General features: G+C 67.3%; 25 protein-coding genes. All 25 read left to right on the top strand.

Annotated features, from left to right (window positions below):
* The first annotated feature begins 18 nt into the window (after positions 1-18).
* The 25 genes from WEA80_12540 to WEA80_12660 all read left to right on the top strand — a co-directional run bounded on the left by WEA80_12540 (position 19) and on the right by WEA80_12660 (position 26,257).
* Complete coding sequence (locus WEA80_12540) at positions 19-1,512, top strand: aldehyde dehydrogenase family protein (GenBank protein MEX1187410.1); 1,494 nt, start codon at positions 19-21, stop codon at positions 1,510-1,512.
* A gap of 180 nt (positions 1,513-1,692) precedes the next feature.
* On the top strand, positions 1,693-2,442 hold the full coding sequence (gene lepB / locus WEA80_12545; protein ID MEX1187411.1) for a signal peptidase I: 750 nt from the start codon (positions 1,693-1,695) through the stop codon (positions 2,440-2,442).
* A 55-nt stretch (positions 2,443-2,497) separates the two neighbouring features.
* Positions 2,498-3,358, top strand: a complete 861-nt coding sequence (locus tag WEA80_12550; GenBank protein MEX1187412.1) for a sigma-70 family RNA polymerase sigma factor — start codon at positions 2,498-2,500, stop codon at positions 3,356-3,358.
* A 217-nt stretch (positions 3,359-3,575) separates the two neighbouring features.
* Positions 3,576-4,754 carry an MFS transporter gene (locus WEA80_12555; GenBank protein MEX1187413.1) on the top strand — a complete coding sequence of 393 codons (1,179 nt, stop codon included), beginning with the start codon at positions 3,576-3,578 and terminating at the stop codon, positions 4,752-4,754.
* Positions 4,755-4,809: 55 nt separating this feature from the next.
* Positions 4,810-5,310: a YajQ family cyclic di-GMP-binding protein gene (locus WEA80_12560; protein ID MEX1187414.1), complete on the top strand. Its 501-nt coding sequence runs from the start codon at positions 4,810-4,812 to the stop codon at positions 5,308-5,310.
* Positions 5,307-6,698: a 30S ribosomal protein S12 methylthiotransferase RimO gene (gene rimO, locus WEA80_12565; protein MEX1187415.1), complete on the top strand. Its 1,392-nt coding sequence runs from the start codon at positions 5,307-5,309 to the stop codon at positions 6,696-6,698. The genes WEA80_12560 and rimO overlap by 4 nt, the downstream gene beginning before the upstream one ends.
* Positions 6,688-7,977 carry a glutamate-1-semialdehyde 2,1-aminomutase gene (gene hemL / locus WEA80_12570; GenBank protein ID MEX1187416.1) on the top strand — a complete coding sequence of 430 codons (1,290 nt, stop codon included), beginning with the start codon at positions 6,688-6,690 and terminating at the stop codon, positions 7,975-7,977. The genes rimO and hemL overlap by 11 nt, the downstream gene beginning before the upstream one ends.
* Positions 7,970-9,229, top strand: a complete 1,260-nt coding sequence (locus WEA80_12575; GenBank protein ID MEX1187417.1) for a SpoIID/LytB domain-containing protein — start codon at positions 7,970-7,972, stop codon at positions 9,227-9,229. Before hemL ends, WEA80_12575 begins: the two co-directional genes overlap by 8 nt.
* 103 nt (positions 9,230-9,332) lie before the next feature.
* Positions 9,333-10,337, top strand: a complete 1,005-nt coding sequence (locus WEA80_12580; GenBank protein MEX1187418.1) for a Gfo/Idh/MocA family oxidoreductase — start codon at positions 9,333-9,335, stop codon at positions 10,335-10,337.
* A 42-nt stretch (positions 10,338-10,379) separates the two neighbouring features.
* Positions 10,380-11,963 (top strand): apolipoprotein N-acyltransferase, encoded by a 1,584-nt coding sequence (lnt, locus tag WEA80_12585; protein ID MEX1187419.1) that lies wholly within the window; start codon positions 10,380-10,382, stop codon positions 11,961-11,963.
* A gap of 103 nt (positions 11,964-12,066) precedes the next feature.
* A complete protein-coding gene (locus WEA80_12590) occupies positions 12,067-13,014 on the top strand; it encodes a hypothetical protein (protein ID MEX1187420.1) in 948 nt (315 codons plus the stop codon).
* Between the two features lie 12 nt (positions 13,015-13,026).
* A complete protein-coding gene (locus WEA80_12595; protein MEX1187421.1) occupies positions 13,027-13,899 on the top strand; it encodes a DUF5715 family protein in 873 nt (290 codons plus the stop codon).
* 18 nt (positions 13,900-13,917) lie between these two features.
* Positions 13,918-14,631 (top strand): DUF72 domain-containing protein, encoded by a 714-nt coding sequence (locus WEA80_12600; protein MEX1187422.1) that lies wholly within the window; start codon positions 13,918-13,920, stop codon positions 14,629-14,631.
* A gap of 42 nt (positions 14,632-14,673) precedes the next feature.
* A complete protein-coding gene (locus WEA80_12605) occupies positions 14,674-15,342 on the top strand; it encodes a DUF305 domain-containing protein (protein ID MEX1187423.1) in 669 nt (222 codons plus the stop codon).
* 63 nt (positions 15,343-15,405) lie between these two features.
* Positions 15,406-17,181, top strand: a complete 1,776-nt coding sequence (locus WEA80_12610) for a hypothetical protein (GenBank protein ID MEX1187424.1) — start codon at positions 15,406-15,408, stop codon at positions 17,179-17,181.
* A gap of 159 nt (positions 17,182-17,340) precedes the next feature.
* A complete protein-coding gene (locus tag WEA80_12615) occupies positions 17,341-19,467 on the top strand; it encodes a prolyl oligopeptidase family serine peptidase (GenBank protein ID MEX1187425.1) in 2,127 nt (708 codons plus the stop codon).
* A gap of 475 nt (positions 19,468-19,942) precedes the next feature.
* Positions 19,943-20,179, top strand: coding sequence for a hypothetical protein (locus tag WEA80_12620; GenBank protein MEX1187426.1), 237 nt, complete (start codon positions 19,943-19,945; stop codon positions 20,177-20,179).
* On the top strand, positions 20,179-20,541 hold the full coding sequence (locus tag WEA80_12625; protein MEX1187427.1) for a type II toxin-antitoxin system PemK/MazF family toxin: 363 nt from the start codon (positions 20,179-20,181) through the stop codon (positions 20,539-20,541). The genes WEA80_12620 and WEA80_12625 overlap by 1 nt, the downstream gene beginning before the upstream one ends.
* Positions 20,542-20,701: 160 nt before the next feature.
* The gene (rpmE, locus tag WEA80_12630; protein MEX1187428.1) at positions 20,702-20,908 is read left to right on the top strand and encodes a 50S ribosomal protein L31; all 207 of its coding nucleotides are present in this window, start codon (positions 20,702-20,704) and stop codon (positions 20,906-20,908) included.
* A complete protein-coding gene (prfA, locus tag WEA80_12635; protein ID MEX1187429.1) occupies positions 20,815-21,966 on the top strand; it encodes a peptide chain release factor 1 in 1,152 nt (383 codons plus the stop codon). The genes rpmE and prfA overlap by 94 nt, the downstream gene beginning before the upstream one ends.
* Positions 21,963-22,694, top strand: a complete 732-nt coding sequence (locus tag WEA80_12640; GenBank protein MEX1187430.1) for a HemK/PrmC family methyltransferase — start codon at positions 21,963-21,965, stop codon at positions 22,692-22,694. The genes prfA and WEA80_12640 overlap by 4 nt, the downstream gene beginning before the upstream one ends.
* Before the next feature lie 26 nt (positions 22,695-22,720).
* A complete protein-coding gene (locus WEA80_12645) occupies positions 22,721-23,074 on the top strand; it encodes a YlbF family regulator (protein MEX1187431.1) in 354 nt (117 codons plus the stop codon).
* 3 nt (positions 23,075-23,077) lie between these two features.
* The gene (tmk, locus tag WEA80_12650) at positions 23,078-23,764 is read left to right on the top strand and encodes a dTMP kinase (protein ID MEX1187432.1); all 687 of its coding nucleotides are present in this window, start codon (positions 23,078-23,080) and stop codon (positions 23,762-23,764) included.
* Positions 23,751-25,385 (top strand): S41 family peptidase, encoded by a 1,635-nt coding sequence (locus WEA80_12655; protein MEX1187433.1) that lies wholly within the window; start codon positions 23,751-23,753, stop codon positions 25,383-25,385. The genes tmk and WEA80_12655 overlap by 14 nt, the downstream gene beginning before the upstream one ends.
* On the top strand, positions 25,382-26,257 hold the full coding sequence (locus WEA80_12660) for a Rossmann-like and DUF2520 domain-containing protein (GenBank protein ID MEX1187434.1): 876 nt from the start codon (positions 25,382-25,384) through the stop codon (positions 26,255-26,257). The genes WEA80_12655 and WEA80_12660 overlap by 4 nt, the downstream gene beginning before the upstream one ends.
* Positions 26,258-26,347: the final 90 nt, after the last annotated feature.

Below are 26,347 nucleotides of genomic sequence, written 5' to 3' on the forward strand. Positions count from 1 at the left end.
CACACGGCGAAGACTCACATGAAACAGTTCAACAACTTCATAGCGGGCCGCTGGTCGGCTCCCGACGGCGGCGAGTATTTCGAGAACCGCAACCCTGCCGACCCGGCCGACGTCATAGGCGAGTTTCCGCTCTCCGGGCGCGCGGAAGTCGCGCGCGCGGTGGAGAGCGCAAGGCGCGGCTTCGACGCCTGGCGCAGGTGGCCGGCGCCGGCGCGCGGGGACGTGCTCAAGCGCGTGGGCGACAGCATGACGTCGCGCAAGGAAGAGATCGCCGACGCGATGACGCGCGAGATGGGGAAGCCGCTGGTCGAGACGCGCGGCGACGTGCAGGAAGGGATCGACACCGCGTACTACGCCTCGAGCGAAGGGCGCCGGCTGTTCGGGCACACCGTGCCGAGCGAGCTGCGCAACAAGTGGGCGATGAGCTTCCGCCGCCCGATCGGCGTGGCCGGGATCATCTGCCCGTTCAACTTCCCGCTCGCGATCCCGACGTGGAAGATGTTCCCCGCGCTGGTGTGCGGGAACGCGTGCATCTTCAAGCCCGCGGAAGACGTCCCGCACACCGGCACCCTGCTGGTGGAGATCATGCTGGAGGCGGGACTGCCGCCCGAGGCCATCCAGTTGGTGCACGGCATGGGCGAGACCGCGGGCGCGGCGATCGTCGAGCATCCGGAGATCCCGCTGATCTCGTTCACCGGCTCGACCGAGACCGGGCGCATCGTCGGCGAGACGTGCGGCCGGATGCACAAGCGCCTGTCGCTGGAGATGGGCGGGAAGAACGCGCAGATCGTGCTGGACGACGCCAACCTCGACCTCGCGCTCGAGGGCGCGCTGTGGGGCGCGTTCGGCACGACGGGGCAGCGGTGCACCGCGACCAGCCGGCTGATCCTGCAGAGCGGGATCCACGACGAGTTCGTGGGGATGCTCCTCGCCCGCGCCCGCTCGCTCAAGCTGGGCGACGGCCGCAGGGAAGGGACCGACGTCGGCCCGCTGATCAACGAAGCGGCGCGCGAGAAGGTCGAGCGGTACGTGGACGTCGGCGTGGAGGACGGCGCCGACATGCTCTGCGGCGGGCGGCGCGCCGAGGACGCGGGCGACGGCTGGTTCTTCCAGCCTACCATCTTCGCCCGCGTGGAGCCCGAGCACCGGATCGCGCAGGAGGAGATCTTCGGCCCGGTGCTGTCCGTGATCCGCGTGCGCACGGTGGACGAGGCGTTCACGGTGAACAACGGGGTGAAGTACGGGCTGTCTTCGTCGGTGTACACTAACAGCGTCAACGTGGCGTTCCGCGCGCTGAACGAGCTGGACAACGGCATCACCTACGTGAACGCGCCGACGATCGGGGCCGAGGCACATCTGCCGTTCGGCGGGGTAAAGCAGACCGGCAACGGGCACCGCGAGGGCGGCTGGGAAGTGTACGAGTTCTATTCGGAGACGAAGGTGGGCTACGTGGACTTTTCGGGCACGCTGCAGCGCGCGCAGATCGACAACTATGCGGGGAGTCCGACCTGACCAACAGCTATTGGCTATTGGCTGTTGGCTCTTAGCCTGTTGCGGAGAACGGGAACTGCAAGTCCATGGGGTAGTTAGTAGTTATCAGTAGCCAATAGCCAATAGCCAATAGCCAATAGCCAATAGCCAACAGCTCCCAGCGCTTGCTTCTATTTCCCAGTTCCGATTAATTCAAGCGAGATGCAACCAGTAATCGACGACCGCCGCCGGAACGACGCGCTCCGCAGTCTGAATCACCGCTCTTCGCGCCCGCGCGCCCGGTTCTTCCGCGAGTGGCTGAAGTCGGTCGTCATCGCGATGGCGCTGTTCCTCGTGCTGCGCTCCACCCTGGTGGAGGCGTACAAGATCGCCAGCGGGAGCATGGAGGGGACGCTGTTCGCGGGCGACTTCCTCATCGTGAACAAGCTCGTCTACGGCGCGGAGCTGCCGTTCGTCAACGCGCGGATCCCCGGCTTCCGCGAGCCCGAGCGCGGCGACGTGATCATCTTCCAGGCGCCGCAGGACCCGCGGCAGAGCTTCGTCAAGCGCGTCGTCGGCACGCCCGGCGACACCCTCGCGATGCGGGACGGGCGGCTGTACCGCAACGGGTCGTACGTGCACGAGCCGTACGCGGTGCACACGCACCGCCGCGTCCGCGCGGCGCGGCACGAGTTCGAGTGGCAGCTCGCGCATCTGGTGGGCGGAGCCTCGCGCGACTACGCGGCGACGCGCGACGACTGGGGTCCGCTCGTCGTCAAGTCGAAGAACTACTTCGTGCTCGGCGACAATCGCGACAACTCGCAGGACAGCCGCTACTGGGGATTCGTCCCGGACACGCTGGTGCGCGGCCAGCCGGTGTTCGTGTATTACAGCTACGACTCGGAAAGTCCGGCGCGCGAGCAGAACGGCTCCCGCGTGCGCTGGGCACGGGTAGGCTCACGCGTACACTGAGGGGCGTGGCGATGCCGACTCCAGTCCGCACGCCGGCCACTCACCGCCACACCGCATGAGCGCGATGCGGCCGCACCGCAAGCCCTCGTCCGACGAAGGGTCGCTGGACCAGTACCTCCGCGACATCAGCGTGTATCCGCTCATCACGCGCGAGCAGGAGGTGGAGCTCGCCAAGCGGATCCGCAAGACCGATCAGGAGGCCCTCGACACGCTCGTGCGCTCGAACCTCCGCTTCGTCGTCTCGGTCGCGAAGAAGTACCAGAACCAGGGCGTGTCGCTCCCCGACCTGATCAACGAAGGCAACCTCGGCCTCATCCGCGCGGCGCACAAGTTCGACGAGACGAAGGGGATCAAGTTCATCTCGTACGCGGTGTGGTGGATCCGCCAGGCGATCCTGCAGGCACTGGCCGAGCAGTCGCGCATCGTGCGCGTCCCGCTGAACCGCGCCGGCACGCTGCACCGCATCGGCAAGCGTGCCAGCTCCCTGCTGCAGGAGCTCGGCCGCGAGCCGACGCACGAGGAGATCGCCGAAGGGATGGACATCACCGAGGAGGAAGTCGCCAAGACGATGTCGATCTCGCAGACGCACCTCTCGCTCGACGCGCCGATGACGCCGGGCGAGGACAACAAGCTGCTCGACTACCTTCCCGACACGCTCAACCCCACACCCGACGAGCAAACGCTGGAGAAGGCGCTGACCGACGCGGTGCAGGAGTCGCTGTCGCAGCTCAAGGAGCGCGAGGCGAAGATCCTCCGGCTGTACTTTGGCTTGGGGGAGTCCGAGCCGATGACACTGGAGGAGATAGGGGCGGTGCTCGGGATCACTCGTGAGCGGGTAAGGCAGATCAAGGAGAAGGCGCTGTCGCGGCTGCGGCATGCTTCGAGGAAGCGGGCGCTGGAGTCGTTTCTAGGCTAGGCCGCGTGACCGGCTCCGAGAGCGGCCCGGCGGAATCCAGGCAGTTAGCTCTGAGCCGTTGGCCGTCAGCGGTCAGTAACCGACATATCGGACGTTCCATGGATTTGGCCGGCAAAATCCGCTGCACGTCCGAATCGCAGTTGCTGACGGCTAAGAGCTGAATGCTCAAAGCTCACGGCCTGGATTCCCCATCCAAATTCCTGGACCCACCGTAACGATGCGGAAGCTAGTCGTGCTCATGTTCACAGCTTTTGTGGACATGGTCGGCCTGGTGATGGTCCTCCCCCTCCTCCCGTTCTACGCCACGGAATTCGGCGCGGACGCGCTGATGGTGGGCCTGCTGGTCTCCGCATTCTCCATCGCGCAGCTGCTGAGCGCGCCGTTCTGGGGCAGGTTGTCGGACATCCGCGGCCGGCGGCCCGCGATTCTCACCGGGCTGCTCGTCTCCGCGGTCGCGTACGTCATCTTCGCGTACGCGGGATCGCTCCTGTTGCTGCTGCTGTCGCGGCTCGTGCAGGGTTTCGGCGGCGGGACGATCGGCGTCGTGCAGGCCTACGTCGCCGACGCGAGCGAGCCGCACGATCGCGCGAAGGCTTTGGGCTGGCTATCGGCCGCCACCAGCCTCGGCGCGGTAGTCGGGCCCGCGCTCGGCTCGTTGCTCGTGCGCTTCTACGGTCGCAGCGCGCCCGGGCTCGCCGCCGCGGGACTGTGCGTGGCGGTCGCGATCTTCGCCTGGAAGTACCTCGGCGAAGCGCGCGAGTCGCTGACCGATTCCGACACACACCCGGCAACGCACCCGGCAACCAGCGGCGGCGCGATCACGCGCGTCCTCCGCAGTCCGCTCGAGCCCGCGTCGCGGCTCATCTGGATCTACGCGATCGCGATCGGCGCGTTCTACGGAACGGTGCCGGTGCTCCCTCTGCTGCTCGCCGACCGGCTCGCGGTGACCGAGACGACCATCGGGTACTTGTTCATGTACCTGGGCGGAATGGGGCTCGTCATCCGCTCGACAATCCTCGGGCCGATGGTGGAGCGTCTCGGCGAAATCCGCCTGTGCAGGCTCGGCCTCGCGCTCCTGGCGACGGGACTGGCGCTGCTATGGGTGACGTTCACGTATCCGGTGCTGTTCGTGTCGCTCACGCTGATGCCGCTCGGGACCGCGTTCACGTTTCCGTGCGTGACGTCGCTGCTCACGCGCGCGATCCGCAGGCGGGAGCGCGGCCTGTACCTCGGCGTGCAGGCGAGCTTCGGCGGAGTGTCGCGGGTCGCGTTTCCGATAGCGGTGGGGTTGGCGATGGACCGGCTTGGCGCCGGCGTGGCGTACCTTATGGCTGGACTATTGGTCGGTGCGAGTGTCTGGCTTACAACTGCGCTGGATCTCCCGAGTGAAGGCTGACGGGATTCCCCTTGGAATATTCCAGGAGCCGGACATCTGAATAACTTTGATGACTATGGCCCAACAAAACTCTTTTGACGTCACCACCGGCGTCGACCTTCAGGAAGTGGACAACGCCGTCAACCAGGCGCAGAAGGAAATCGCGCAGCGGTACGACTTCAAGGACTCCAAGGCGTCGATCGACTTCAAGAAAACCGACGCTCTCATCACGCTCGTCGCCGACGACGACTTCAAGATGACGGCGCTGGTGGACGTGCTGCAGACGCGGCTCATCCGCCGCGGGATCTCGGTCAAGAACCTCGATCTCGGTGAGAACAGGACCGCCGGCGGGGACACGGTCACGCGTGACGTCAAGCTCAAGACCGCGCTCGACGGCGACACCGCCAAGAAGGTCGCGGCCGCGGTGAAGGAGGCGAAGCTCAAGAAAGTGCAGGCCAGCATCCAGGGCGACACGGTCCGTGTCACGTCCCCGTCGCGCGACGATCTGCAGGCGGCGATGGCGATGCTCCGGCAGAAAGACTTCGGGGTGGAGCTGAAGTTCGGGAATTACAGATGAAAGTCGGCGTCGTCACCCTCGGGTGCGACAAGAACACGGTGGACAGCGAGCGGTATCTGGCGAGACTCGGAGCCTACGGCGCGGTGCAGGCGGATAGCCTGGACGAAGCCGAGCTCATCGTTGTCAATACGTGCGGCTTCATCGACGCGGCCAAGGCCGAGTCGATCGACGCGATCGTGGACGCCGCGCGATACAAGACCGGCGGCGCGTGCCGCGCGCTCGTGGCGATCGGCTGCATGATCGAGCGGCACCGCGCGGAGCTGGAGTCGGAGCTGCCCGAGGTCGATCTCTTCCTCGGCACTTCCGACTCCGACCGGCTGGTTCCGGAGCTGGTTGCGCGCGGCGTGCTCGGCGGCGAGATGCTGGCGCATCCCGGAGTGCGGCAGTACATGGGCGACCTGCCGCACGTGCGCTACCTCAAGGTGAGCGAAGGGTGCGACCACGGCTGCGCGTTCTGCGCCATCCCGCTGATGCGCGGACGGCATCGCTCGTTTCCCCTGGATGAAGTCGTGCGCGAAGCGCAGCTGCTGGAGCTGGCCGGCGCGCGCGAGATCAACCTCGTGGCGCAGGACCTGGCGCACTACGGCCGTGACCTCCGCGACGGGGCCAATCTCGCTCTTCTGCTGGAAGCGCTCGCGCGCGAGACCACGATTCCCTGGATCAGAATGTTGTACCTGTACTCCGCGGGGATCACGCCGCCCTTGCTGGACGTGATCGCGCGCGAGCCGCGCATCGTGCGCTATCTCGACACGCCGATACAGCACGCGTCCGACGCCGTGCTCGCCCGCATGCGCCGGCCGGAGCGGGACCGGACGATCCGCGAAAAGGTCGCGCGCTTCCGCGACGCCATCCCGGACGTGGCCATCCGCACGACGTGCATCGTCGGATTTCCCGGCGAGACGGACGCGGACTTCGAGCACCTGCTGGATTTCCTGGAGGACGTCCGCTTCAACAGAGTCGGCGCGTTCACGTACTCCGCGCAGGAAGGCACGCGCGCCGCCGAGCTGCCCGACGACGTACCGGAGGCGTTGAAGCGCGAGCGGCTAGAGCGCCTCACGGAGCTGCAGCGCGCGATCAGCGCGGAGCAGAACGAGGATCGGGTCGGGAGACGCGCCGTCGCGCTGGTGGATCTGCCGGATCACGCGACCGGCACGTCGCGTGCGCGGCTGCAATGGCAGGCCGACGACATCGACGGAGTGACCTGGATCGATTCGGTGCAGCGCGCTGGATCGTTCGTGGAGGTCGCGATCACCGAGGTGCGCGACGATTTCGATTATCTCGCTACGGCTGTTCGGGAGCTGCCCGACACTTCCGCCCCGGCTCGCACCGTGCAGCCGAGCCGTTCGCTCCCGCTCGCTCCGGCAGGAGCGCACAGCTTTGGCCGGTAGCGACCGCTCGACCGCGCTGATGGACCGCGGCCGCGCGATCTTCCCCGGCGGCGTCAACTCGCCCGTGCGGGCGTTCGGCGGCGTCGGCGGCACGCCGGTGGTGATGGCGAGCGGGAAGGGCGCGCGCATCACAGACGTGGACGGCAACGAGTACGTGGATTACGTGCTGTCGTGGGGGCCGCTGGTGCTCGGGCACGCGCACCCGAACGTCGTCGCGGCGATCGCCGGGGCGGCGAGCCGCGGAACGAGCTTCGGCGCGCCGACCGAGCTGGAGGTCGAGCTGGGCGAGCTGGTGACCGCGCGAATGCCGCACGTCGAGATGCTGCGGTTCGTGTCGAGCGGAACGGAAGCGATGATGTCGGCGGTGCGGCTCGCTCGCGCATACACCGGGCGAAGCGCGTTCGTCAAGTTCGACGGCTGCTACCACGGCCACGCGGACTCGTTTCTCGTGCGGGCGGGCTCCGGCGTCGCGACGCTCGGACTGCCGAACTCGCCGGGCGTCCCGGAGCGGCTCGCCGCGCTGACCCTCGTCGCGCCGTTCAACGACGCCGACGCCGTCCGCGCGCTCGCGCGCGACTCCGTGGAGCCGATCGCGGCGATCATAGTCGAGCCCGTAGTGGGCAATGCGGGAATGATCCTGCCGAAGCCGGGTTTTCTCCAGGCGCTTCGGGAAATAGCGGACGAGACCGGCGCGCTGCTCGTATTCGACGAGGTGATGACGGGGTTCCGCGTCGCTCCGGGCGGAGCGGCCGCGTTGTACGACGTTCGCCCCGATCTCACCGCGCTCGGGAAAGTGATCGGCGGCGGGCTTCCGGTCGCGGCGTACGGCGGGCGGCGCGACATCATGGAGCGCGTCGCGCCGGCCGGCCCGGTCTACCAGGCGGGCACGCTGTCGGGCAATCCGCTCGCGATGGCCGCCGGCCTCGCGACCCTGCGCGCGCTGACGCCCGAAGTGCACCGGCAGATCGAGGCGCGCACCACGATGCTGCTCGACGGGCTCCGGCAAAGCGCGACCCGGCTTGGCGTGAGCTTCACGTCGAGCCAGGCCGGATCCATGTGGGGCTTCTTCTTTTCGCCGGGTCCGGTGTACGACTTCGACGATGCCAAGCGGTGCGATACGGCGATGTACGCCCGATTCTTCCACGCGGCGCTCGCGCGCGGGGTCTATCTCGCGCCGTCCGCGTTCGAGGCGGCGTTCATGTCGGCCGCGCACACCGAAGCCGACGTGAGCTGGACGATCCAGCGGCTGCACGAAGCGATGCGCGAGGCGCGTGGCTAGAGCGCGCGCCGCGATCGGCGCGCTGGCCGCGCTCGTCGCCTGCGGGGCGACGGCGCTGCCGGATCCGGACCGGCGCGCGCAGGCGGAGCAAGATGGTCCCCCGATTCGAGTCGCGCTGTCTCTGTCCGCGCCCACCGCGACGATCGGCGCGACGGGCGCATGGCGCGTGTATGCGGCGGACGGGCGAACCCTCCTGTATCGTCCCTCGGCGCGGGACAGCTGGCGCTTCGAGCCCGCCGGCGGCCGCGTGCGCGGCGCATCGCAGAGCGGCTTCTCCATGCCGGCGCGCAGCGGTGGCGTAGTCCTCCGTCCCGTGGATCCCACCGCGTTCCTGCTGCTCAATCGCAGGCGCTACCGGGGCGAGATCGTCATCGCGCCCGCGGGAACGGCGCTGCTGGTTGTCAACCGGCTGGGGTTGGAGAGCTATCTACGCGGCGTTGTGCCCCTGGAGATCGGGCGCCGCGCGCGGTCCGAGCTGGCGGCGATCAAAGCGCAGGCCGTCGTAGCGCGCAGCTATGCGCACACGCGCATCCGGACCTCCGCCGCGCGTCCCTTTGATCTCGTCGGCACGGTCACCAACCAGGTGTACGGCGGCGCGGACGCGGAGACGGCGCTGACCGACAGCGCGATCGCGTACACGCGCGGGCTCGTCCTGCACTACGGTCGCCAGCCCGTCGATGCTCCGTACTTCGCCAGCTGCGGCGGAAGCACGGCGGCCGGGGGAGAGCTATTCCCGGGTGGGGATCGCCCGTACCTGCGGGCGGTGAGCGACAGGATCCCCGGAAGCGACAGCCATTACTGCGACATCTATCCGCGCAAGGAGTGGACGCGCACCATCGAGGCCGCGCAGGTGAACGCTTCGCTGGAGAAGTACCTGCGCGAGTACATCGCGGGGCTGCGCGGCGGTCCCGGCCGCGCGATAGCGATAGACGAAGCCGGGCGCACGCGGTCGGGCCGCCTCGAGGCGCTGCGGATCCGCACCGACCGCGGCTCGCACTACCTGCGGGGCAACAGCGCGCGCTTTGTCGTTCGACCGGCGGATGGCGAGATTCTGCCCAGTACCTATTTTTCCGCTCAGTCGGTTCGGGCCGCGAACGGCGATCTCATCCGCGTGACCTTCACGGGGCGGGGCAACGGCCACGGCGTAGGCATGTGCCAGTGGGGCGCCATCGGCCGTGCGCGCGCCGGCCAGAGCTGGGAGAGCATTCTGCAGACTTATTATCCGGGGACGAGACTGGAGGCATTGTACTGATGGCTATTGGCTATTGGCTGTTGGCTATTGGCCACTGCGGAGCGGCGGGAACCAAGGGGGCTGTTAGCCAAGAGCCAACAGCCAAGAGCCAAAAGCTCCCCGCATGACTCAACCCATTCGCCTCGGTCTCGTTGGCGCGGGCGCCATAGCGCAGCTTGCGCACCTGCCCGCGCTGTCGAAGCTGCGCGGCGGCCAGCTCGTGGCGCTGTGCGACAACGACGGCCCGAAGGCGGGCGCGCTCGCCGAGCGGTTCGACGTGCCGCACGTGTTCACCGATCTCCAGGACATGCTCGAGCTGGACGAGCTGGACGCTGTGATCATCGCGACTCCCAACCACCTGCACGAGCCGCACGTTTTGAGCGCGCTCAGGGCGAAGGTGGACGTGCTGTGCGAGCGCCCGCTGGCGATGAACGCGCTCGGGGTCGAGCGAATCCTCGAGGCGGCGGAGCGAACGGGCCGGAAGGTGGTCGTCGGCAACAACCACCGGTTCCGCAACGACGTGCAGCAGCTGAGCCGCTTCCTGTACGGCGGCGAGCTGGGGCGCGTGACCGGCATGCGCGCCGGTGAATACCGGTTCCGCACGTCGCGCGAAGGGTGGCGCTTCCGGCGCGCGGAGGCGGGCGGGGGCGCGTTCTTCGAGCACGGCTTCCCGCTGCTCGACCTCGCCATGTGGCTGGCTGGATTCCCCGAGCCCGTGCGGGTAACCGCGTACTCGGACCGGCAGTCCTCGCCTGGCGGCGTCGAGGATTCAATGCTCGTGCATCTCGAGTGCGCGGCGAAGGTCGACTTCACGTTCGACATCAACTGGTGCTACATCGGCCAGGACGAGCGCTGGTGGTTCGAGGTCCTCGGCAACCGCGGCAGCGCGCGCCTCGCGCCGCTGCGCGTCGTGAAGGACCTGAACGGCAAGCCGACCGACGTGTCGCCGACGGGCGCGGCCGCCCGTGAGAGCGTGTTTCTCCAGTCATACCGCGCGGAGCTGGCGCATTTCGTCGCGCTGTTGACCGGCGCGGCCGAGTACGAACCGCCCACCGATCAGCTCAAGCTCCACAGGATCATCGAGGCGATCTACCGCTCAGCCGGCGAGGGAGCGGAGATCAGATTTTGACCCTCGGCTCCGCCGCGCCCCGCCGCCACCATTGATTCGGCTGTGAAGCTGCGCGCCTGGGTTCCCACGCGGAGCGAAGCGATCGCAGTCGCCGTTTCCGCGGGGCTATTCGCGATCGCGTTCCCGCCGTTCGAGCTGCTGCTCCCCGCGTTCGTTTGTCTCGTTCCGTTGGGCGTGCACGTCGCCCGGCTGGCCGACCGCGACGGCACCGGCCGGGAGGCGGCGCGCGCCGGGCTCTGGTTCACGCTGCTCGGCTACGGCTGCAACATCTACTGGATCGCCGTCGCGCTGTCGCTGTTCACCAATCTCGCGTTCCTGGGATACGCGGCGGCCCTCGTCTGGCTGGCGCCGTTCGGCGCGCTCACGGTCGCGGTGCTGTTCACCGCGCGCCGGCACACCGGCTGGCCGATGGCGCTGCTGCTCCCGCTGACCTGGGTCTCGTTCGAGCTCGTGCTCAACTATCTGAGCGACCTCTCGTTCCCGTGGCTGCCGCTCGGGCTCTCGCTGTCCGGGTGGCCGGTGCTCGCGCAGGCGGCGGACCTGAGTGGGGTGCGCGGCCTCAGCTTCTGGATCGCGGCGACGAACGGCTTGATCGTGGACGCCTGGCACGCGGCGCGTACCCTGCCGGCCGCGGAGCGCGTGCGTCCGATCGCGCAGCGCGCCGCGATCGCGCTCGTGCTCGCGCTGGCGGTTATCGGCTACGGCGTCTGGCGAATGCGCACCATCGAGCTGACACCGCTCGCGCGCGTAACCGTCGTTCAGCCCAACATCCCGGAGGAGGACAAGCTCCGCGCGGAAGACAAGGACAAGTACCTGGGGATCGCAGGGCGCATCACGCGCGAGGAGCTGGCCCGCACGCGCACCGACCTCGTCGTCTGGCCGGAGACCGCGGTGCCGGACTTTCTCTGGCGCAACCCGCACTGGGCCGATTCGCTGCGCGCGACGGTTGGTACCAGTGGCGTGCCGATTCTGTTCGGCTTTCTGGACTCGACGATGCCGGGGCCGCACGGCTTCGAGTATTACAACGCGGCGGCGCTGACCGACGGGCTGGGAAATCTCTCCCGCCAACCGCCGTATCGAAAAGCGTTTCTCGTGCCGATCGTGGAGCGCGTACCGTTCGTGAATCCGGCCTGGTTCGCGCGCTTCAACTATTTTGGCTCGTTCGGCCGCGGCGTGGACCCCGTCCCCTTCACGCTGCCGTTCGGGACCGTCGGCGTGCTCATCTGCTACGAGTCCATCTTCCCGCAGCTCTCGCGCAAGTACCTCACGGACGGCGTCTCGCTGCTGGTCAACGTGACGAACGACGCGTGGTTCGGGCGCAGCACGGCGCCGTACCAGCACTTCGCGCATCTCCCGATCCGCGCGATCGAGAACCGGCTCCCCATCGCCCGCTCGGCCAACACCGGCATCTCGGCCTATATCGATCCACTGGGCCGGGTGCACGGAGCCACGCCGCTCCAGGTGGAAGGGGCCTGGACGCACACGGTCGAGCGTGCCGGGGTTACGACGCTCTACAGCCGGCTCGGGGATTGGCTCAGCTGGTTGAGCGCGGCCGTCGTGATCGCGGTTCTGGCGCTTGGATTGGCCCGGACGCGGGCCGAGCGGCGGAGAGCGGCCGGCACCTGAAAAGTTCCGTCTGACGGCCGGGTTTCCGGGGTCGGGATGGCCGGTTCCTTGCTCAGTTAGCTCCCCAATAACGGGGCTGCCGCCCCTCATCTGGGAGCTGACGATGTATCACCAAAAGCTGATTCGATTCTCGATGCTGCCGCTCGCGCTGTGCGCGATCGTCACGGTCGCCGACGCGCAGGGACGGGGGCAGGGACAGGCCGCCGACAAGGCCAAAGGAAATCAGGGACGTGCCGAGCAGCCGGCGACCGCGCGCGGCGCCGACAAGGCCAGGCCGCAGCAGCCGCGCAATGAAGCGCAGGGGAATCGCGGACGCAGCGACGCCGCGCCGAATCCGAGCCCGAGAGCAATCGAGCGGGCGAGCAGTAACGCGCGCTTCAAGAGAACGTGGACCACCAGCGACATCCGGCCCGATCTGCGTCGCCGCATAGCGAGCGATCGCTGGGCGGAGAGAGTCGCGGCCGGCGCGCTGGCGCACGCGTTCGCGCGCAACGTCAGCGATAACGCATTCGTCATCGCGTCTTCGGGCCGAAACATGCTCGTGCGCAACCGGAACGGCGACGTCCTCGTCGCGCTGGACGACGACCGGGCGCGCAACCTCGGCGGGTGGAAAGTCAAGCCGATCGACGACCGCATCGGCGAAGGCTCGCCTAGCTTCTGCAGGTCGGGCGAAGGTCACCCGAACTGGGGCCGCCAGTGGTGCATCGACAAGGGCTTCGGCATCGGCGTGGACAACAGCATCAACAACGTCCGCTGGGGACGGAACCTCGACGTGAACGACGTCGTGTTCGCGCGCGAGCCGACGTCGGCGACGCTGACCCGCGCGGCGCTCGAGGCGGTGCTTGGCCAGCGCACGGTCGATCGCCTGGCGCTGCACGCCATCACGCTGGGCCTGGTGGATCCGCTGGTGGGGACCTGGCGCGTGGACCCGGCCGGGCCGCGGGTGCTGCTGGTCAACTCAGGTCGCTATCCGGTAGCGGAGATCGTGGACGTCGATCGTGACCTGCGCAGTGATCGAATGGTGGTGGCACTCAGGCCCTGGGACATCTAGGGCAGCTCGGCTGTGACCCGGAAGGGTTTGCAGTCGGGGAGTAGATGGCTCGTCGTTGCCTTCCTGTTCGCTGCTTGCAGCGGACGGGAAGGCGACGCGGCCCCGGTAGAGGGCGGCCCCGAAGAGCGCGCCGCGGCGCAACGCGAGGGCAATGCGGCGGAGAGCGCGTTCACGAGGGAGCTCACGCGGATCCAGGCGAGGGCGGATTCGATCGACGCGATCTTCCAACCACTGCCGCTGCTCCGGCCGCAGCAGGAGTCGGCCCTCCGCCGCTTCGACAACGACGCGCAGCTCGTCGCGGCCAGGCGGCTCGGCATTCCCGCGAACACACCGCGTCAGGCGGTTGAGCGCATGGTCGCCGACGGGCGCATGGCTCGACTCGCGGACAGCACGGACCACTGGATGGTGCGGAAGCTCGACCACTCGTCTCCCTATCTCACGCCCGATGGGGCGGCCGCGCTGCGCGAGATCGCGCAGCGCTTTCAGCAAGCGCTCGCGCGGAGGGGACTGCCCGCGTACCGGCTCGAGGTGACCTCGGCACTGCGCAGCGCGGAGGATCAGGCGGTGCTGCGGGCCGGCAACGTGAACGCGGCCGCGGGCGAGAGCACGCACCAGTACGGGACAACTTTCGACGTGGCCTACAGCGCGTTCGCGCCCCCGGCCGAGCCCCTTGTCACACCTTCGCTCCCGGAAGCGCTCTGGCTCGAGCCGCACCTCGTCTGGGTGGCTGGGACGCTGGCCGAAACGGTCGCCGCGCGCCGGTCGCGGGAGCTGATGGCGATCCTCGGCAACGTCCTGCTGGAAATGCAGGGGGAGGGGAAGATCATGGTCACCCTCGAGCGGCTCCAGCCCGTGTATCACGTGACGGTCGCGCGGCGCTATTGAGGGTGTCAGATTCCTCTTGTGAAGATCATCGCCGGAACCAGCGGCTACTCGTTCAAGGAGTGGAAGGGCTCGTTCTACCCGGCCGACATCAAGCCGGACGGAATGCTCGCGTTCTACGCGACCAGGTTTCCGACCGTAGAGATCAACAACACGTTTTACCGGATGCCGCGCGAGAACGTGCTGCTGGACTGGGCGGCGCAGGTGCCGGACGGCTTCACCTTCGCGATCAAGGCCAGCCAGCGGATCACGCACCACGCGCGGCTCAAGCCCGAATTCGCGGCGGACCTGCTCGGCTTCCTCCTGAAGAACACGGCGGTGCTGGAGGACCATCTCGGCCCCATCCTCTTTCAGCTGCCGCCGAACATGAAGAAGGACTTCGACCGGCTGCGCGGTTTCCTCGATCTGCTTCCCGCGGAGAGGAAGTTCGTGATCGAGTTCCGCCACGACAGCTGGTTCGAGGAGGACGTGTACGACGCGCTGCGCGCGCGTGACGTCGCCATGTGCGTTGCCGAGCAGGAAGAGTTCAAGTGTCCCATAGTGCCCACCGCGTCGTGGGGGTACTTGCGGCTGCACCGGTTCGACTATGGCGCGGCGGCTCTGGCGGAGTGGGTGAAATGCGTCGCCGGCCAGCCGTGGACCGACGCGTACGTGTACTTCAAGCACGACGAGGGAGTAGGGTCAGGACCGCCGGCGGTGGACGCTTTCGTCGCGGCGGTAAAGGCGCAGACGTGAACATGCGCCGTCACGCAGGGTAAGAACGAGGAATCAATGACCATGAATCGCCGGATAATTCGCGTAACGCGCGCCATGGCGCCTGCTTGCTTCATTCTCGCCGCGGCCTGCCAGGCAACGACGCAGGCCGACGTGGCGCAGTCTCCCGCAGCCGTTACCGCAGCCCCCGAGCATCAGCATACGCCGGGGATGGTGATGGACACCGCCATGATGCACCAGATGGACCCGGACACGCGCTTCATGCACCACATGACGATGCATCACGCGCAGGCGCTGGAGATGACGAGTCTCGTGCCGGGCAGGAACGCGAGCCCGGGGCTGGGATTGCTCGCCGAGCGAATCGACGTCTCGCAGAAGGACGAGATCGCGCTCATGCGGCGCTGGCTGGAGCGGCGGGGGAAGCCGCTGCCGCCGCCGCCGCCGCCGGGCGATCACATGATGCCCATGGCGATGCCGGGGATGCTCACGGATGCCGAGATGGCGCGCCTTCGCGCCGCGACCGGTAGCGAGTTCGAGCGCCTGTTTCTGGAGCTGATGATCAAGCATCACGAGGGCGCTCTGGCCATGGTGTCCGAGCTGCTCGGGAGTCAGGGAGCGGCGCAGGACTCCGAGCTGTTCGCCCTGGTCTCCGACATAGACGCCGATCAGCGGGCCGAGATAGCCCGGATGCAGTCCATGTTGCGCGCGATGGGACCACGTCCGCCCCGGTAGCCGCAGGCGGTACCGTTGCTCAGCTTTAAGGACCATTCCGATCACTCCAAAACGAGATCCGACATGAGCTCCACGATGTCCCCGATATTCGCGCGATCCATCTCTCTCGCACTGCGGGCGCTGCTGCTCGCGGCTTCCGTATTCGCCGTCGCGGGCGATGCCGCTGCCCAGGCGGCCGACCCGCGCGTCGGCCTCGCCGGCGGCCACTGGGTCCCCGCGGACGAGGCGATTCGCAACCTCGAGCGCGTCTCCTTCACGACTCGTCCGGCGCGCTTCTTCAACCCGTCGAACCCGAACGACTTCGGCTTCGCCAACACCGATCTGGCCTTCGACGGCAATCGCGTGTTCCTGGGGAACTACAGCGGCATTCAGATCTGGGACATCTCGAATCCAGCCACGCCGACGCTGGCGGCCGGTATTGTTTGCCCGGGCGGGCAGGCTGACGTCTCCGTGTACAACAACCTGATGTTCGTCTCGGTGGAAGAGACGCGCGGCCGGCTCGACTGCGGCACGCAGGGCGTGCGCGACACGGTGAGCAACGAGCGGTTCCGCGGGGTGCGCATCTTCGACATCACGAACCTGGCCGAGCCGAAGCAGGTGGCGACGGTGCAGACGTGCCGCGGCTCGCACACGCACACCCTCGTGCCGGATCCGAAAGACGCCGGCGTCGTCTACGTGTACGTGCAGGGCACCGGCGGCGTGCGTCCGGCATCGGAGCTGGCCGGCTGCGTCCGCTCCCCGGACGACACGGCCACGGCGCTGTTCCGGATCGAGATCATTCGCGTGCCATTGAACGCGCCGCAGGAGGCGCGGATCGTGAACATGCCGCGCATCTTCGCGGACCCGGCGACCGGCCGGATCGCGGGCCTGTGGCCCGGCGGCAGGCATGGCGAGGGAACGCAGGCCACGGAGCAGACGAACATGTGCCACGACATCACGGTGTATCCGGCGATCGGTCTCGCCGCCGGCGCGTGCTCGGGTAACGGCATCATCCTCGACATCCGCGATCCGGCCAATCCCAGGCGGACGCACGAAGTGGTCGATCCGAACTTCGCCTACTGGCACTCGGCCACGTTCAGCAACGACGGTCGCAAGGTGATCTTCACGGACGAGTGGGGCGGTGGTGGAGCGCCGCGCTGCCAGGCGGCTGACCGGAAGGAGTGGGGCGCCAACGCGCTGTTCAATCTGATCGGCGGCAGGCTCAGCCTCGCCGGTTACTACAAGCTGCCCGCCCCGCAGACCGCGCAGGAAAATTGCGTCGCCCACAACGGCTCGCTCATTCCCGTGCCGGGCCGCGACATCATGGTGCAGGCGTGGTATCAGGGTGGAATCTCGGTGTTCGACTTCACCGATCCCGCGCGTCCGTTCGAGATCGCGTTCTTCGATCGCGGGCCGATCGATCGCGAAACGCTGGCGTTGGCGGGCTTCTGGTCCGCGTACTGGTACAACGGCATGATCGTGGGCTCGGAGATCGGCCGCGGGCTCGACATCTTCGCGCTCAAGCCGAGCGAGTTCCTGTCGCAGAACGAGATAGATGCGGCGAAGTCGGTGCGGGTGCGCCGGTTCAATCCGCAGCTGCAGGAGAAGATCCAGTGGCCGGCGAGCTTTGCGGTGGTGCGGTCGTATCTGGATCAGCTCGGGCGGAACAACGGGCTGGCGAGCGCGCGGGCAGCGGCGGTGGCGGCGGACCTGAGCCGGGCGGAAGGGATGAGCGCGGGCGCGCGGCGCAGTGCGCTCAACCGGCTGGCGTCGGCGCTGGATCGTGACACGCGGAGATCGAGCGATGCGGCCCGGGTGCGGGCGATGGCGGCTGAGGTCAGGCGGCTCGCGAGAAGCTGACCTGGGTTTCTGGTTTTCGGTCACCAAACAACAGGGATGGGTGAACGGTGGTAGGTGTTGGTTGTGGTTAACTGATTGGTTATCGGTAAACGGTCTGGCGTTGGCGCGTGTGCCGGCGCCAGACCGCGTTGCATTACGGACTCAAACGAGGTTGGGCATATGCGGCTGAATTCACGTTGCGGGTTACTCGCGATTCTTCTTCTCGGTGCGTCGGTGCAGCTCGCCGAAGCGCAGGTCGGTGTCGCTCGGGCCGAGGTTGTCGTACACACCGAGGATCCGCATCTCTGGTTGGAGGAGGTGGAGGGCGAGCGGGCGCTTGCATGGGTCAGGGAGCGCAGCGCGCGCTCGCTGGCGGTGCTCCAGGGTGATTCGAGGTATCAGCGGTTCTACGACGACGCGCTGCGAATCCTCGAAGCGACCGACCGGATCGCGTCGCCTGGATTCCGCGGCCGTACGATCTACAACTTCTGGCAGGACTCCAGTCACGTGCGCGGGATTTTGCGGCGGACGACGCTGGAATCTTATCGCTCGGAGAATCCCGAGTGGGAGACAGTGCTCGACGTGGACGCGCTGTCGGCAAGCGAGAGCGCCAACTGGGTGTATCGCGGCGCGAACTGTCTCCCGCCGGAGCACAGGTTCTGTCTCATCTCGCTGTCGAACGGCGGCAAGGACGCGGTCGAGATTCGTGAGTTCGACACGCAGACCAAGTCGTTCGTGGCCGGCGGGTTCGTGCTGCCCGAGTCCAAGGGCGGCGCGTCCTGGATAGACGCGAACGCGATCTTTATTTCGCGCGACCTCGGGCCCGGCACGCTCACCAAGTCGGGCTATCCGTTCATCGTGCGGCGGCTCAGCCGCGGGCAACGGATCGAAGACGCGCCGGAAGTGTTCCGCGGTACTGCCGACGACGTGTCCGCCAGCGCGTACGCGCTGCGCGATTCGGACGGCCGCGTGCAGGCGCTGCTGGCGAGTCGCGGGCTCACGTTCTGGGAGCGGGAGCAGTGGCTGCTGCGGGACTCGGGTCCGCCGGTGAAGCTGCCGTTCCCGGCCAAGGGCGGCATCAACGCGCTGGTGGACGGCCAGCTCGTCATGACGACCGACGTGGATTGGAACGGAATGAAGCTCGGCGACCTGTTCGCGTACGATCTCGCGGAGCTGAAGGCCGATCCGGCGAACGCGAAGCCGCACCTGATCCTTCGCCCCGGCCCGCGCGAATCCATTGAGGGCGTGTCGAGCACGCGCAACAAGCTCATCGTCGCGCTGTACGAGAACGTGAAGGGCGCGGCGTACGTGTACGATCGCGGTCCGGACGGCTGGACGCGCCGGCGGCTGGCGCTGCCGGAGAACGCGTCGGTAGGGATCGGATCCTCGTCCAGCCTCACGGACGAGATCTTCTTCAGCACTTCCAATTATCTGGAGCCGAACAGTCTCTGGCTCGCGGACGCGGCCACCGGGCGCGTGGAGAAGGTGAAGGCGATCACGCCGCGGTTCGATGCTTCGCGGCACACCGTCACGCAGTACGAGGCGACGTCGGCGGACGGGACCAGGATCCCGTACTTCGTTTCGCACCCGAAGGACATGGCGCTCGACGGCAACAACCCGACTCTCCTGTACGGTTACGGGGGATTCCAGTCGAGCCTGTTGCCGGGGTATTCGGGAACGGTCGGGAAGCTGTGGCTGGAGGACGGCGGCGTGTACGTGAGGGCCAACACCCGCGGCGGCGGCGAGTTCGGTCCCGCGTGGCACCAGGCTGCGATCGGTGTCAACCGGCAGCGGGCGCACGAGGATTTCGCCGCGGTCGCGCAGGACCTGATCGCGCGCCGTATCACGTCGCCGCGCAGGCTGGGCATCATGGGCGGGTCGCAGGGCGGACTGTTCGTGGGCGTCGCGATGACGCAGCACCCCGAGCTGTTCAACGCAGTGGTCATCCAAGTTCCGCTGTTCGACATGCTGCGCTACCACAAGCTGCTCGCGGGCGCGTCGTGGATTGCGGAATACGGCAACCCGGACATCCCGGAGCAACGCGCGTGGATCGAGGGGTACTCGCCGTACCAGGCGCTGCGCGCGGGACAGCGGTACCCCGAGCCGTTCATACATACCTCGACCAAGGACGATCGGGTGCATCCCGGGCATGCGCGAAAGGCAGTCGCGCGGCTGGAAGAGCTTGGATATCCGGTGCTGTTCTACGAGAACACCGACGGTGGGCACTCGGCGGCGGCGAACCTGCGGGAGTCGGCGAAGCGGGTCGCGCTCGAGTATACGTATCTCACGAGAAAGTTGAAGGATTAGGGCACAACAGGGTTGGGTTGCTGCAGTTGCGTTGCCGACCGACCCTGCTTCTTTCGTAAGAACCAACATTCCGCCCAACGCTACCGAGCATGTGCGTCTGCCTCGTGAACGTATGCTCGACGTGTTCTCGACCCTTTCGACGTGGTATTCGCTGCAGCAGCCTCCGAGGACGGTTTGTCCGGAGCTGGTGCACGCTTCGATGGATCGCAAGTACGGGTTCTTCATGGTTGAGGAACCGGACGCGCACCTAGTCTCCTTCAGCCGACGGGTTCTCAGGACCTTGCCTGATGGCCGTCACGTGCTGCAATCCACGCGCACGAGCGCGAACGACTTCCAAAGGACTACGCGGACGCCGGGGGTGGTGGCGCCGTAAAGAGGCTTCACAGCTGTTGATGCCTGACTAGCGATTCAGGGCCCCCTTCTGTTGACAAGATGGTCTACCAATTGGTAGACTGTTTCGTAACAGGGAGACAGGATGCCCACTACGCGGATTCGTGAGTCGGACCACCAGCTCTTACAGGGGTTGGCGGAAAAAACCGGAAAGCAGCACCAGGAGATCATCCACGAAGCTCTGGATGCTTATGAGCGCCAGCGGATGCTCGATGAGATAAATGCTGCCTATGCTCGTCTCAAGGCGAACCCGAAGGAATGGCAGCACGAGCTCGACGAGCGGAGGACCTGGGATTCGGCGGTAGGCGACGGGATCTACTAGTGGCCAAAGCCACCCTGCCGCACAGGGACCCGAGTCGCGGCGAGGTTTGGCAAGTGGACCTTCGGCCGGCGCGAGGGCGGGAGCAGGACGGGCCACGCCCGGCGGTGATAATCTCGGAAGACCGGTTCAATCACGGTCCAGCCGATATGGTGATCGTCATTCCAGTCACCAGCCGGAACAAAAAAATTCCTTCCCATGTTTTCGTCCCGAAAGGCGAAGCCGGGCTGACGCTCGACAGTTACGTCAAGGTCGAGGACGTTCGCGCGATTTCCAAAGAAAGGCTTATCGCCTATCTCGGAGACCTCACCTCTCCGCGCGTTGAGCGGGTAGAGCAGATCCTGCGCGTGCTGCTGAAACTGTGATCATCACTCGGCCGCGGTCAAGTCGTCAGACAACGGCGAGGACGGCAGGCAACTTGTTTTGGGGCAAGGATTTGGCTTATATTTATAAGCTGTCCCAGAAACATCACCGTCCCGGGCTGGCCGCGCGTCCAAGACTGCGGCCTCCGCTGAAGAGGTTCACATGAAGGCCGACATCCATCCCGTTTACGCCACCGCTCACGTGAAGTGCGCGTGCGGGAATACGTTCGAGACACGCTCCACGCAGGCGGAGATCCACACCGACATCTGCGCGCAGTGCCATCCGTTCTTCACCGGCAAGCAGAAGCTCATCGATACCGCAGGCCGCGTCGAGCGCTTCCGCCAGAAGTACCGGAAGAAGGAAGCCTGAGTCTCCGCGATCGGCTCGCGGAAGCGCTACAGCGCGCGGCCGAGGTCGAACGGGAGCTGTCCGATCCAAAGACGACCAGGGACCCGCAGCGGTTCGCTTCACTCGGCAGGGAACACCAGCGGCTCGGCGCCGTAGTCGAGCTGGGCGGTCGAATCGACAAGCTTACGAACGAGCTCGAGCAGGCGCGCGAGCTCGTTTCCGTTGACGACCCCGAGATGGCCGCCGAGGCGCGCGCGGAAGTGCGCAAGCTCGAAGAACAGCTCGAGGATCTCGAGCGCAAGCTCAAGCCCGTGCTCATCCCGCCCGATCCGCTCGACGACCGCCCCGCGATCGTCGAGATCCGCGCCGGCACCGGCGGCGATGAGGCGGCGATCTTCGCCGGCGATCTCTTCCGCATGTACACGCGCTTCGCCGAAGGGCGCGGATGGAAGATCGAGATGCTGTCGCACTCCGCGGGCACGCACGACGGCGTGAAGGAAGCGATCTTCAAGATCGTCGGGAACGGCGCGTTCGGCGTGATGCGCTGGGAGTCCGGCGTGCACCGCGTGCAGCGCGTCCCCGTGACCGAGAGCCAGGGGCGAATCCACACGTCGGCTGCAACAGTCGCCGTACTCCCCGAAGCCGCTGAAGTGGACGTGAAGATCGAGGAGAAAGACCTGCGGATAGACGTGTTTCGCTCGTCGGGTCCGGGCGGGCAGTCGGTAAACACCACGGACTCCGCGGTGCGCATCACGCACATCCCGACGGGTATCGTCGTCAGCCAGCAGGACCAGAAGTCGCAGCTCCAGAACAAGCTCAAGGGGATGGAAGTGCTGCGCGCGCGGCTGCTCGATCTGCGCGTGTCGGAGCAGGAAGCCGAGCGATCGAAGATGCGGAAGACGCAGGTTGGGACCGGCGACCGCTCGGCCAAGATCCGCACGTACAACTTCCCGCAGAACCGCGTGACCGACCACCGGATCAACTTCACGCTGCACGAGCTGGATCGCGTGCTGAACGGCGGGATCGAGCCGCTAGTGGAAGCGCTGGTGGAGGCCGAGGTGGAGGAGAGACTGGGATGACGGCTGGCAGCCAGCAGCTAGCAGCTAGCAGCAAGGGGCTTCAAGCCAATAGCCAACAGCCAACAGCCAATAGCGAGCGGCCACTTCAATACGCTGAAGGAACGGCGCATTTCCGGCATCTCGAGCTTCAGGTCGACGAGAGAGTGCTGATTCCGCGGCCGGAGACCGAGGTCGTCGTGGATTGGGCGTTGCGTCTTGCCGGTGCTGGTGGCGGGATCGCCGTCGATATCGGCACGGGCAGCGGGGCGATCGCGCTTTCGCTGGCGCTGGAGGGGTCGTTCGACCGCGTGATAGCGACCGACGTCTCGGCGGACGCCATCGAGGCCGCCGCGGCCAACCTCGCGCGATTGAGGCCGACTCTGCGGACGCCCGTCGAGCTCAGGCTGGGCTCGTTTTTGGCGCCCGTGCTGGGGGTAGGCGCGCGGCTCCTGATCTCCAACCCGCCGTACATCGCCGCGGGGGAGATGCGCGCTCTTCCTGCCAACGTGCGCGGCTGGGAGCCGCCGCTAGCGCTGCTGTCAGGGGAGGACGGAATGGCCGCGACCGCGACTATCATTGAGGGAGCGCATCGGGTGCTGGCGCAGGGTGGATGGCTGGTGCTGGAGACCGATTCGACGCGCGCGCGGGCCGCGGAAGCGCTGGTCCACGCGGAGGGCCGCTATACGGACATAGCCGTTCACTCCGACCTCACCGGCCGCGACCGTGTGCTCGTCGCGCGGCTGCGATAGCTGACGAATTTCGTTCTGGAGACGTGATGCTCGAGGAAAAAGCAAAAGATCTCGGCCGGCAGATCGGCCAGACCGAGGAATACAAGCTGGTGAAGCGCTCCGGCGAGGCGCTCAACGGTGACGCCACCGCCGTCGCGCTGCTCAAGGAGATGGAGAAGATCCGCACCGACGCGCAGCGGATGATGGAGCGCGGCGAGCAGCCCACGCCCGAGATGGAGCAGCAGCTCGACGACCTACTCGGCCGCATCCAGGTGAATCCCGTGTATCAGAGCGCGATCGTGGCCCAGGAGAACTTCGACAAGCTGATGGCGCAAGTGAACGGCTGGATTCTCGACGGCATGAAGAAGGGCGCCGCCAGTCCCATCATCACGCTCGGTTGATCGGTGTCCGCCGGCGCGCTCGTCGTCTTCGAAGGCGCGGAGGGAGTCGGTAAGTCCACGCAGGTGGATTTGCTGCTGCGCCGCCTCCAGGACGCCGGCATCGCAGCCGTCTCGTTCCGCGAGCCCGGGGGCACCGCCGTCGGCGACCGGATCCGTGAGATACTGCTCCGCCCGGGTAACGTGATTTCGCCGGCCACAGAGGCGCTGTTGTTCATGGCTTCGCGCGCGGAGCTGTGCGAGCGCGAGATTGCGCCGGCGGTCGCGGCCGGGAAAATCGTCGTGCTCGACCGGTTCTTCCTCTCGACTTACGCGTATCAGATCGCGGGACGCGGATTGCCCGAAGAGGATGTGCGCGGGGCCAACAAGCTCGCGACCGGCGGTCTGGTGCCCGATCTCACGGTCATCCTGGACTATCCCGTACGGAGCGGATTGGAACGCGCGAGCGGTCGCGGGAGTAGTGACCGGATGGAGCAGCTCGACGCTGAATTTCACGAGCGGATCGGCCGGGCTTTCGCGACGTTCGCGACCGACGAGTGGTCGGCGGAGCACCCGGAGTGCGGCCGGATCGTGAGCGTGGACGCCCGCGGCAGCGCGGAGGAGGTGGCCGCTCGCGTCGCCGACGCGCTGGCGGACAATCTTCCCGACAGATTCTGGATGTTACGGCAACCGGAGCACAGTGGACTTTCTTAGGCGGCTTCGCGGCGATCAGGCGTATCGCACCGGCCTCGTCGCGGTCGTATTCCTGATCGCGATCGTCGCCGGCGGCGCGCTCGTGCATCGCGGCGCGCGCGGCGGCCCGCCCACGGCGTACGAAGCCGCGCGCCTGTACGACAACGTCAAGGCGCATATCGCGCGCGACTACGTGGATTCCATCGGCGAGGAGCAGCTCTACAGGATGTCGGTGGACGGCCTGCTGTACGAGCTCGGCGATCCGTACTCGCGCTTCCTCTCGAGCGAGCGCGCCTTGCGGCTGTCGGAGTCCACGAGCGGGAACTACGTCGGCGTCGGGATGCAGGTGGACATTCGCGACGGCTGGATCATCGTCATCGCTCCGCTGCCGGGGAGCCCCGCCGAGCGCGCGGGCTTGCAGACCGGCGACCGGATCCTGGAGATCAACGGCAAGTCCACGTTCAACTGGACGTCCGAGGAGGCGTCGCGCGCGCTGCGCGGGCCGGAAGGGAGCCCGGTGTCCGTGGTTGTTGACCGCGTGAACTTCGAGCAGCCGCTGATGCTCCGCTTCACCCGCGGCCGTGTGCACCAGAACGCTGTGCGCCGCTCCGCGATGGTGGCGCCGGGCGTCGGCTACATAGATCTCAAGATCTTCACCGATTCCACTGCCGACGAGGTCGAGCGCGCGGTCCGCGAGCTGATGGGCGCGGGGATGAAGACGCTCATCCTCGATCTGCGCGTGAACCCGGGCGGGTTACTGCACCAGGGCGTCAAGGTCGCCGATCTCTTCCTCGACCAGGGCGATCCGATCGTGCGGATCCGCGGGCGCACGCCGGACGCGAACCGCGACTTCGTGGACAGCGCGGCGCAGTCGTGGCCGCAGCTTCCGCTGGTGGTACTCGTGGATCGGCGCAGCGCGAGCGCGTCGGAGATCGTCGCGGGTGCGCTGCAGGATCTCGACCGCGCCGCGATCATCGGCCAGCCGACGTACGGGAAGGGCAGCGCGCAGACGGTCTTTCCGATGGCCGCCGAGCACACCGGCGCCGTCAAGCTGACGACCGCGAGGTGGTACACGCCGCTCGGCCGCACGATCGCGCAACCGTCCGAGCGCGCCTCGCCGCTGCTCGAAGAGTCCGAGAAGAAGCGCACCCGCTTCAGAAGCATGGGTGGGCGGACGATCCTCGGCGGCGGCGGGATCGTCCCCGATGCGCTGGCGGGCGACACCGCCGAAGCGCCGCAGGCGGCCGAGCTGTTGCGCCAGCTCGGACCGAACGTGCGCCGGTTCAGGGACGCCATCACCGATTACGCACTGGGAGCGAAGCGCGCGGGCAACGGAATCGCTCCGGGCTTCGTGGTCACGCAGCCGATGCTCGATGACCTGTGGAACCGGATGCGGCAGCGGGGCATCGACGTGCCGAAGGTCATCTACGACGACGCCGCGCAGTACGTCAGCCGCGTGCTCGGCTACGAGATAGCGCGGTACGTGCTCGGACCCGAAGCCGAGTTTCACCGGCGCGCGGCGGACGACGCGGTGATCATGGCCGCGCTGAGCGCGATCAACGGCGCGCGCGACGCGCGCGACCTGGTGCAGCGGGTGGAGGCGATGGGCGCGGACGCAGAGAAGCAAGCGCTGCGGGAATGAGCGAACGGGTATTCATCGTCGGCGCGGGCCGGGTCGGACAGGGACTCGCCCGCGCTTTTCGCAGCGCCGGCGTCGAGATCGTGGGCGTGCACGGCAAGCGCGCCGCGGCGGGCGCGACGTCGCACGGAGCGCTGCCCGCGGACATCGCGCGCGCGAACACCGTGATCCTCGCGGTGCGCGACGATCAGATCGAGGCCGCGCTGGACCAGGTGCTCGGTGGAGCGGTGTACAGCTCGTCGGAGGCGCTCACGAGCGGGACGGTGATCCTGCATACCAGCGGGACGGCGGAGCCGGCCGGCTTCGAAGTGATCGACGACCGCGGGCTGTACGGCGGGACGTTCCATCCGCTCGTGCCATTTCTCGATCCCGACCGCGCGCCCGAGCTGCTGCGCGGAGCGTGGGTGGGAATCGACGGGCACTCGGATGCGCGGTCCACGTCGCGGCGGCTCGCCGGGCACGTGGGCGCGCGCACGATCGACATTCCCGCTGGCGGCAAGCCGACCTACCACGCGGCCGCGGTATTTTCGGCGAACTTTCCGATCGTGCTCGCGGCGATTGCGGCGGAGCTGATGGAGAGCATCGGGGTCGGGTCGAAGAGCGCGGAGTCGGCGGTGCACTCGCTGATGACAGGGGCACTGGCGAATGCGGCGGGGAAGTCGCCGGAGGAGGCGCTGACGGGGCCGGTGGTCCGGGGGGACGCAGTGATGGTGCGGAAGCATCTCGAGGCGCTGGCGGGGGATGATCGCGCGCTCGGAGTTTACCGGCGGTTGTCTTTGGCGGCTTTGAGGATGGCGAAGGAGAGGGGGACGGATCCAGTCGCTTTGGCTCAGATCGAGAGGGCGCTGGTTCCGGGAAGGACAGTATCAAGGTAGGAGCCGGCATCGTCCGCCTTTAGGCTCCGAACCGGGGGCTGGCAGAATCCGGGCCGTGAGCCGTGAGCAGTCAGCTCTCAGCGGTCAGAC

The organism is Gemmatimonadaceae bacterium (assembly GCA_040882285.1).
Classification (GTDB): Bacteria; Gemmatimonadota; Gemmatimonadetes; order Gemmatimonadales; family Gemmatimonadaceae; genus JACDCY01.

What these genes read in the sequence shown, in the direction of transcription:
- WEA80_12540 (MEX1187410.1), top strand. Translation starts at nt 19, where the DNA reads ATGAAACAGTTCAACAACTTCATAGCGGGCCGCTGGTCGGCTCCCGAC.
- lepB (MEX1187411.1), top strand. Translation starts at nt 1,693, where the DNA reads ATGCAACCAGTAATCGACGACCGCCGCCGGAACGACGCGCTCCGCAGT.
- WEA80_12550 (MEX1187412.1), top strand. Translation starts at nt 2,498, where the DNA reads ATGAGCGCGATGCGGCCGCACCGCAAGCCCTCGTCCGACGAAGGGTCG.
- WEA80_12555 (MEX1187413.1), top strand. Translation starts at nt 3,576, where the DNA reads ATGCGGAAGCTAGTCGTGCTCATGTTCACAGCTTTTGTGGACATGGTC.
- WEA80_12560 (MEX1187414.1), top strand. Translation starts at nt 4,810, where the DNA reads ATGGCCCAACAAAACTCTTTTGACGTCACCACCGGCGTCGACCTTCAG.
- rimO (MEX1187415.1), top strand. Translation starts at nt 5,307, where the DNA reads ATGAAAGTCGGCGTCGTCACCCTCGGGTGCGACAAGAACACGGTGGAC.
- WEA80_12580 (MEX1187418.1), top strand. Translation starts at nt 9,333, where the DNA reads ATGACTCAACCCATTCGCCTCGGTCTCGTTGGCGCGGGCGCCATAGCG.
- WEA80_12590 (MEX1187420.1), top strand. Translation starts at nt 12,067, where the DNA reads ATGTATCACCAAAAGCTGATTCGATTCTCGATGCTGCCGCTCGCGCTG.
- WEA80_12605 (MEX1187423.1), top strand. Translation starts at nt 14,674, where the DNA reads ATGAATCGCCGGATAATTCGCGTAACGCGCGCCATGGCGCCTGCTTGC.
- WEA80_12610 (MEX1187424.1), top strand. Translation starts at nt 15,406, where the DNA reads ATGAGCTCCACGATGTCCCCGATATTCGCGCGATCCATCTCTCTCGCA.
- WEA80_12615 (MEX1187425.1), top strand. Translation starts at nt 17,341, where the DNA reads ATGCGGCTGAATTCACGTTGCGGGTTACTCGCGATTCTTCTTCTCGGT.
- WEA80_12620 (MEX1187426.1), top strand. Translation starts at nt 19,943, where the DNA reads ATGCCCACTACGCGGATTCGTGAGTCGGACCACCAGCTCTTACAGGGG.
- rpmE (MEX1187428.1), top strand. Translation starts at nt 20,702, where the DNA reads ATGAAGGCCGACATCCATCCCGTTTACGCCACCGCTCACGTGAAGTGC.
- WEA80_12640 (MEX1187430.1), top strand. Translation starts at nt 21,963, where the DNA reads ATGACGGCTGGCAGCCAGCAGCTAGCAGCTAGCAGCAAGGGGCTTCAA.
- WEA80_12645 (MEX1187431.1), top strand. Translation starts at nt 22,721, where the DNA reads ATGCTCGAGGAAAAAGCAAAAGATCTCGGCCGGCAGATCGGCCAGACC.
- WEA80_12660 (MEX1187434.1), top strand. Translation starts at nt 25,382, where the DNA reads ATGAGCGAACGGGTATTCATCGTCGGCGCGGGCCGGGTCGGACAGGGA.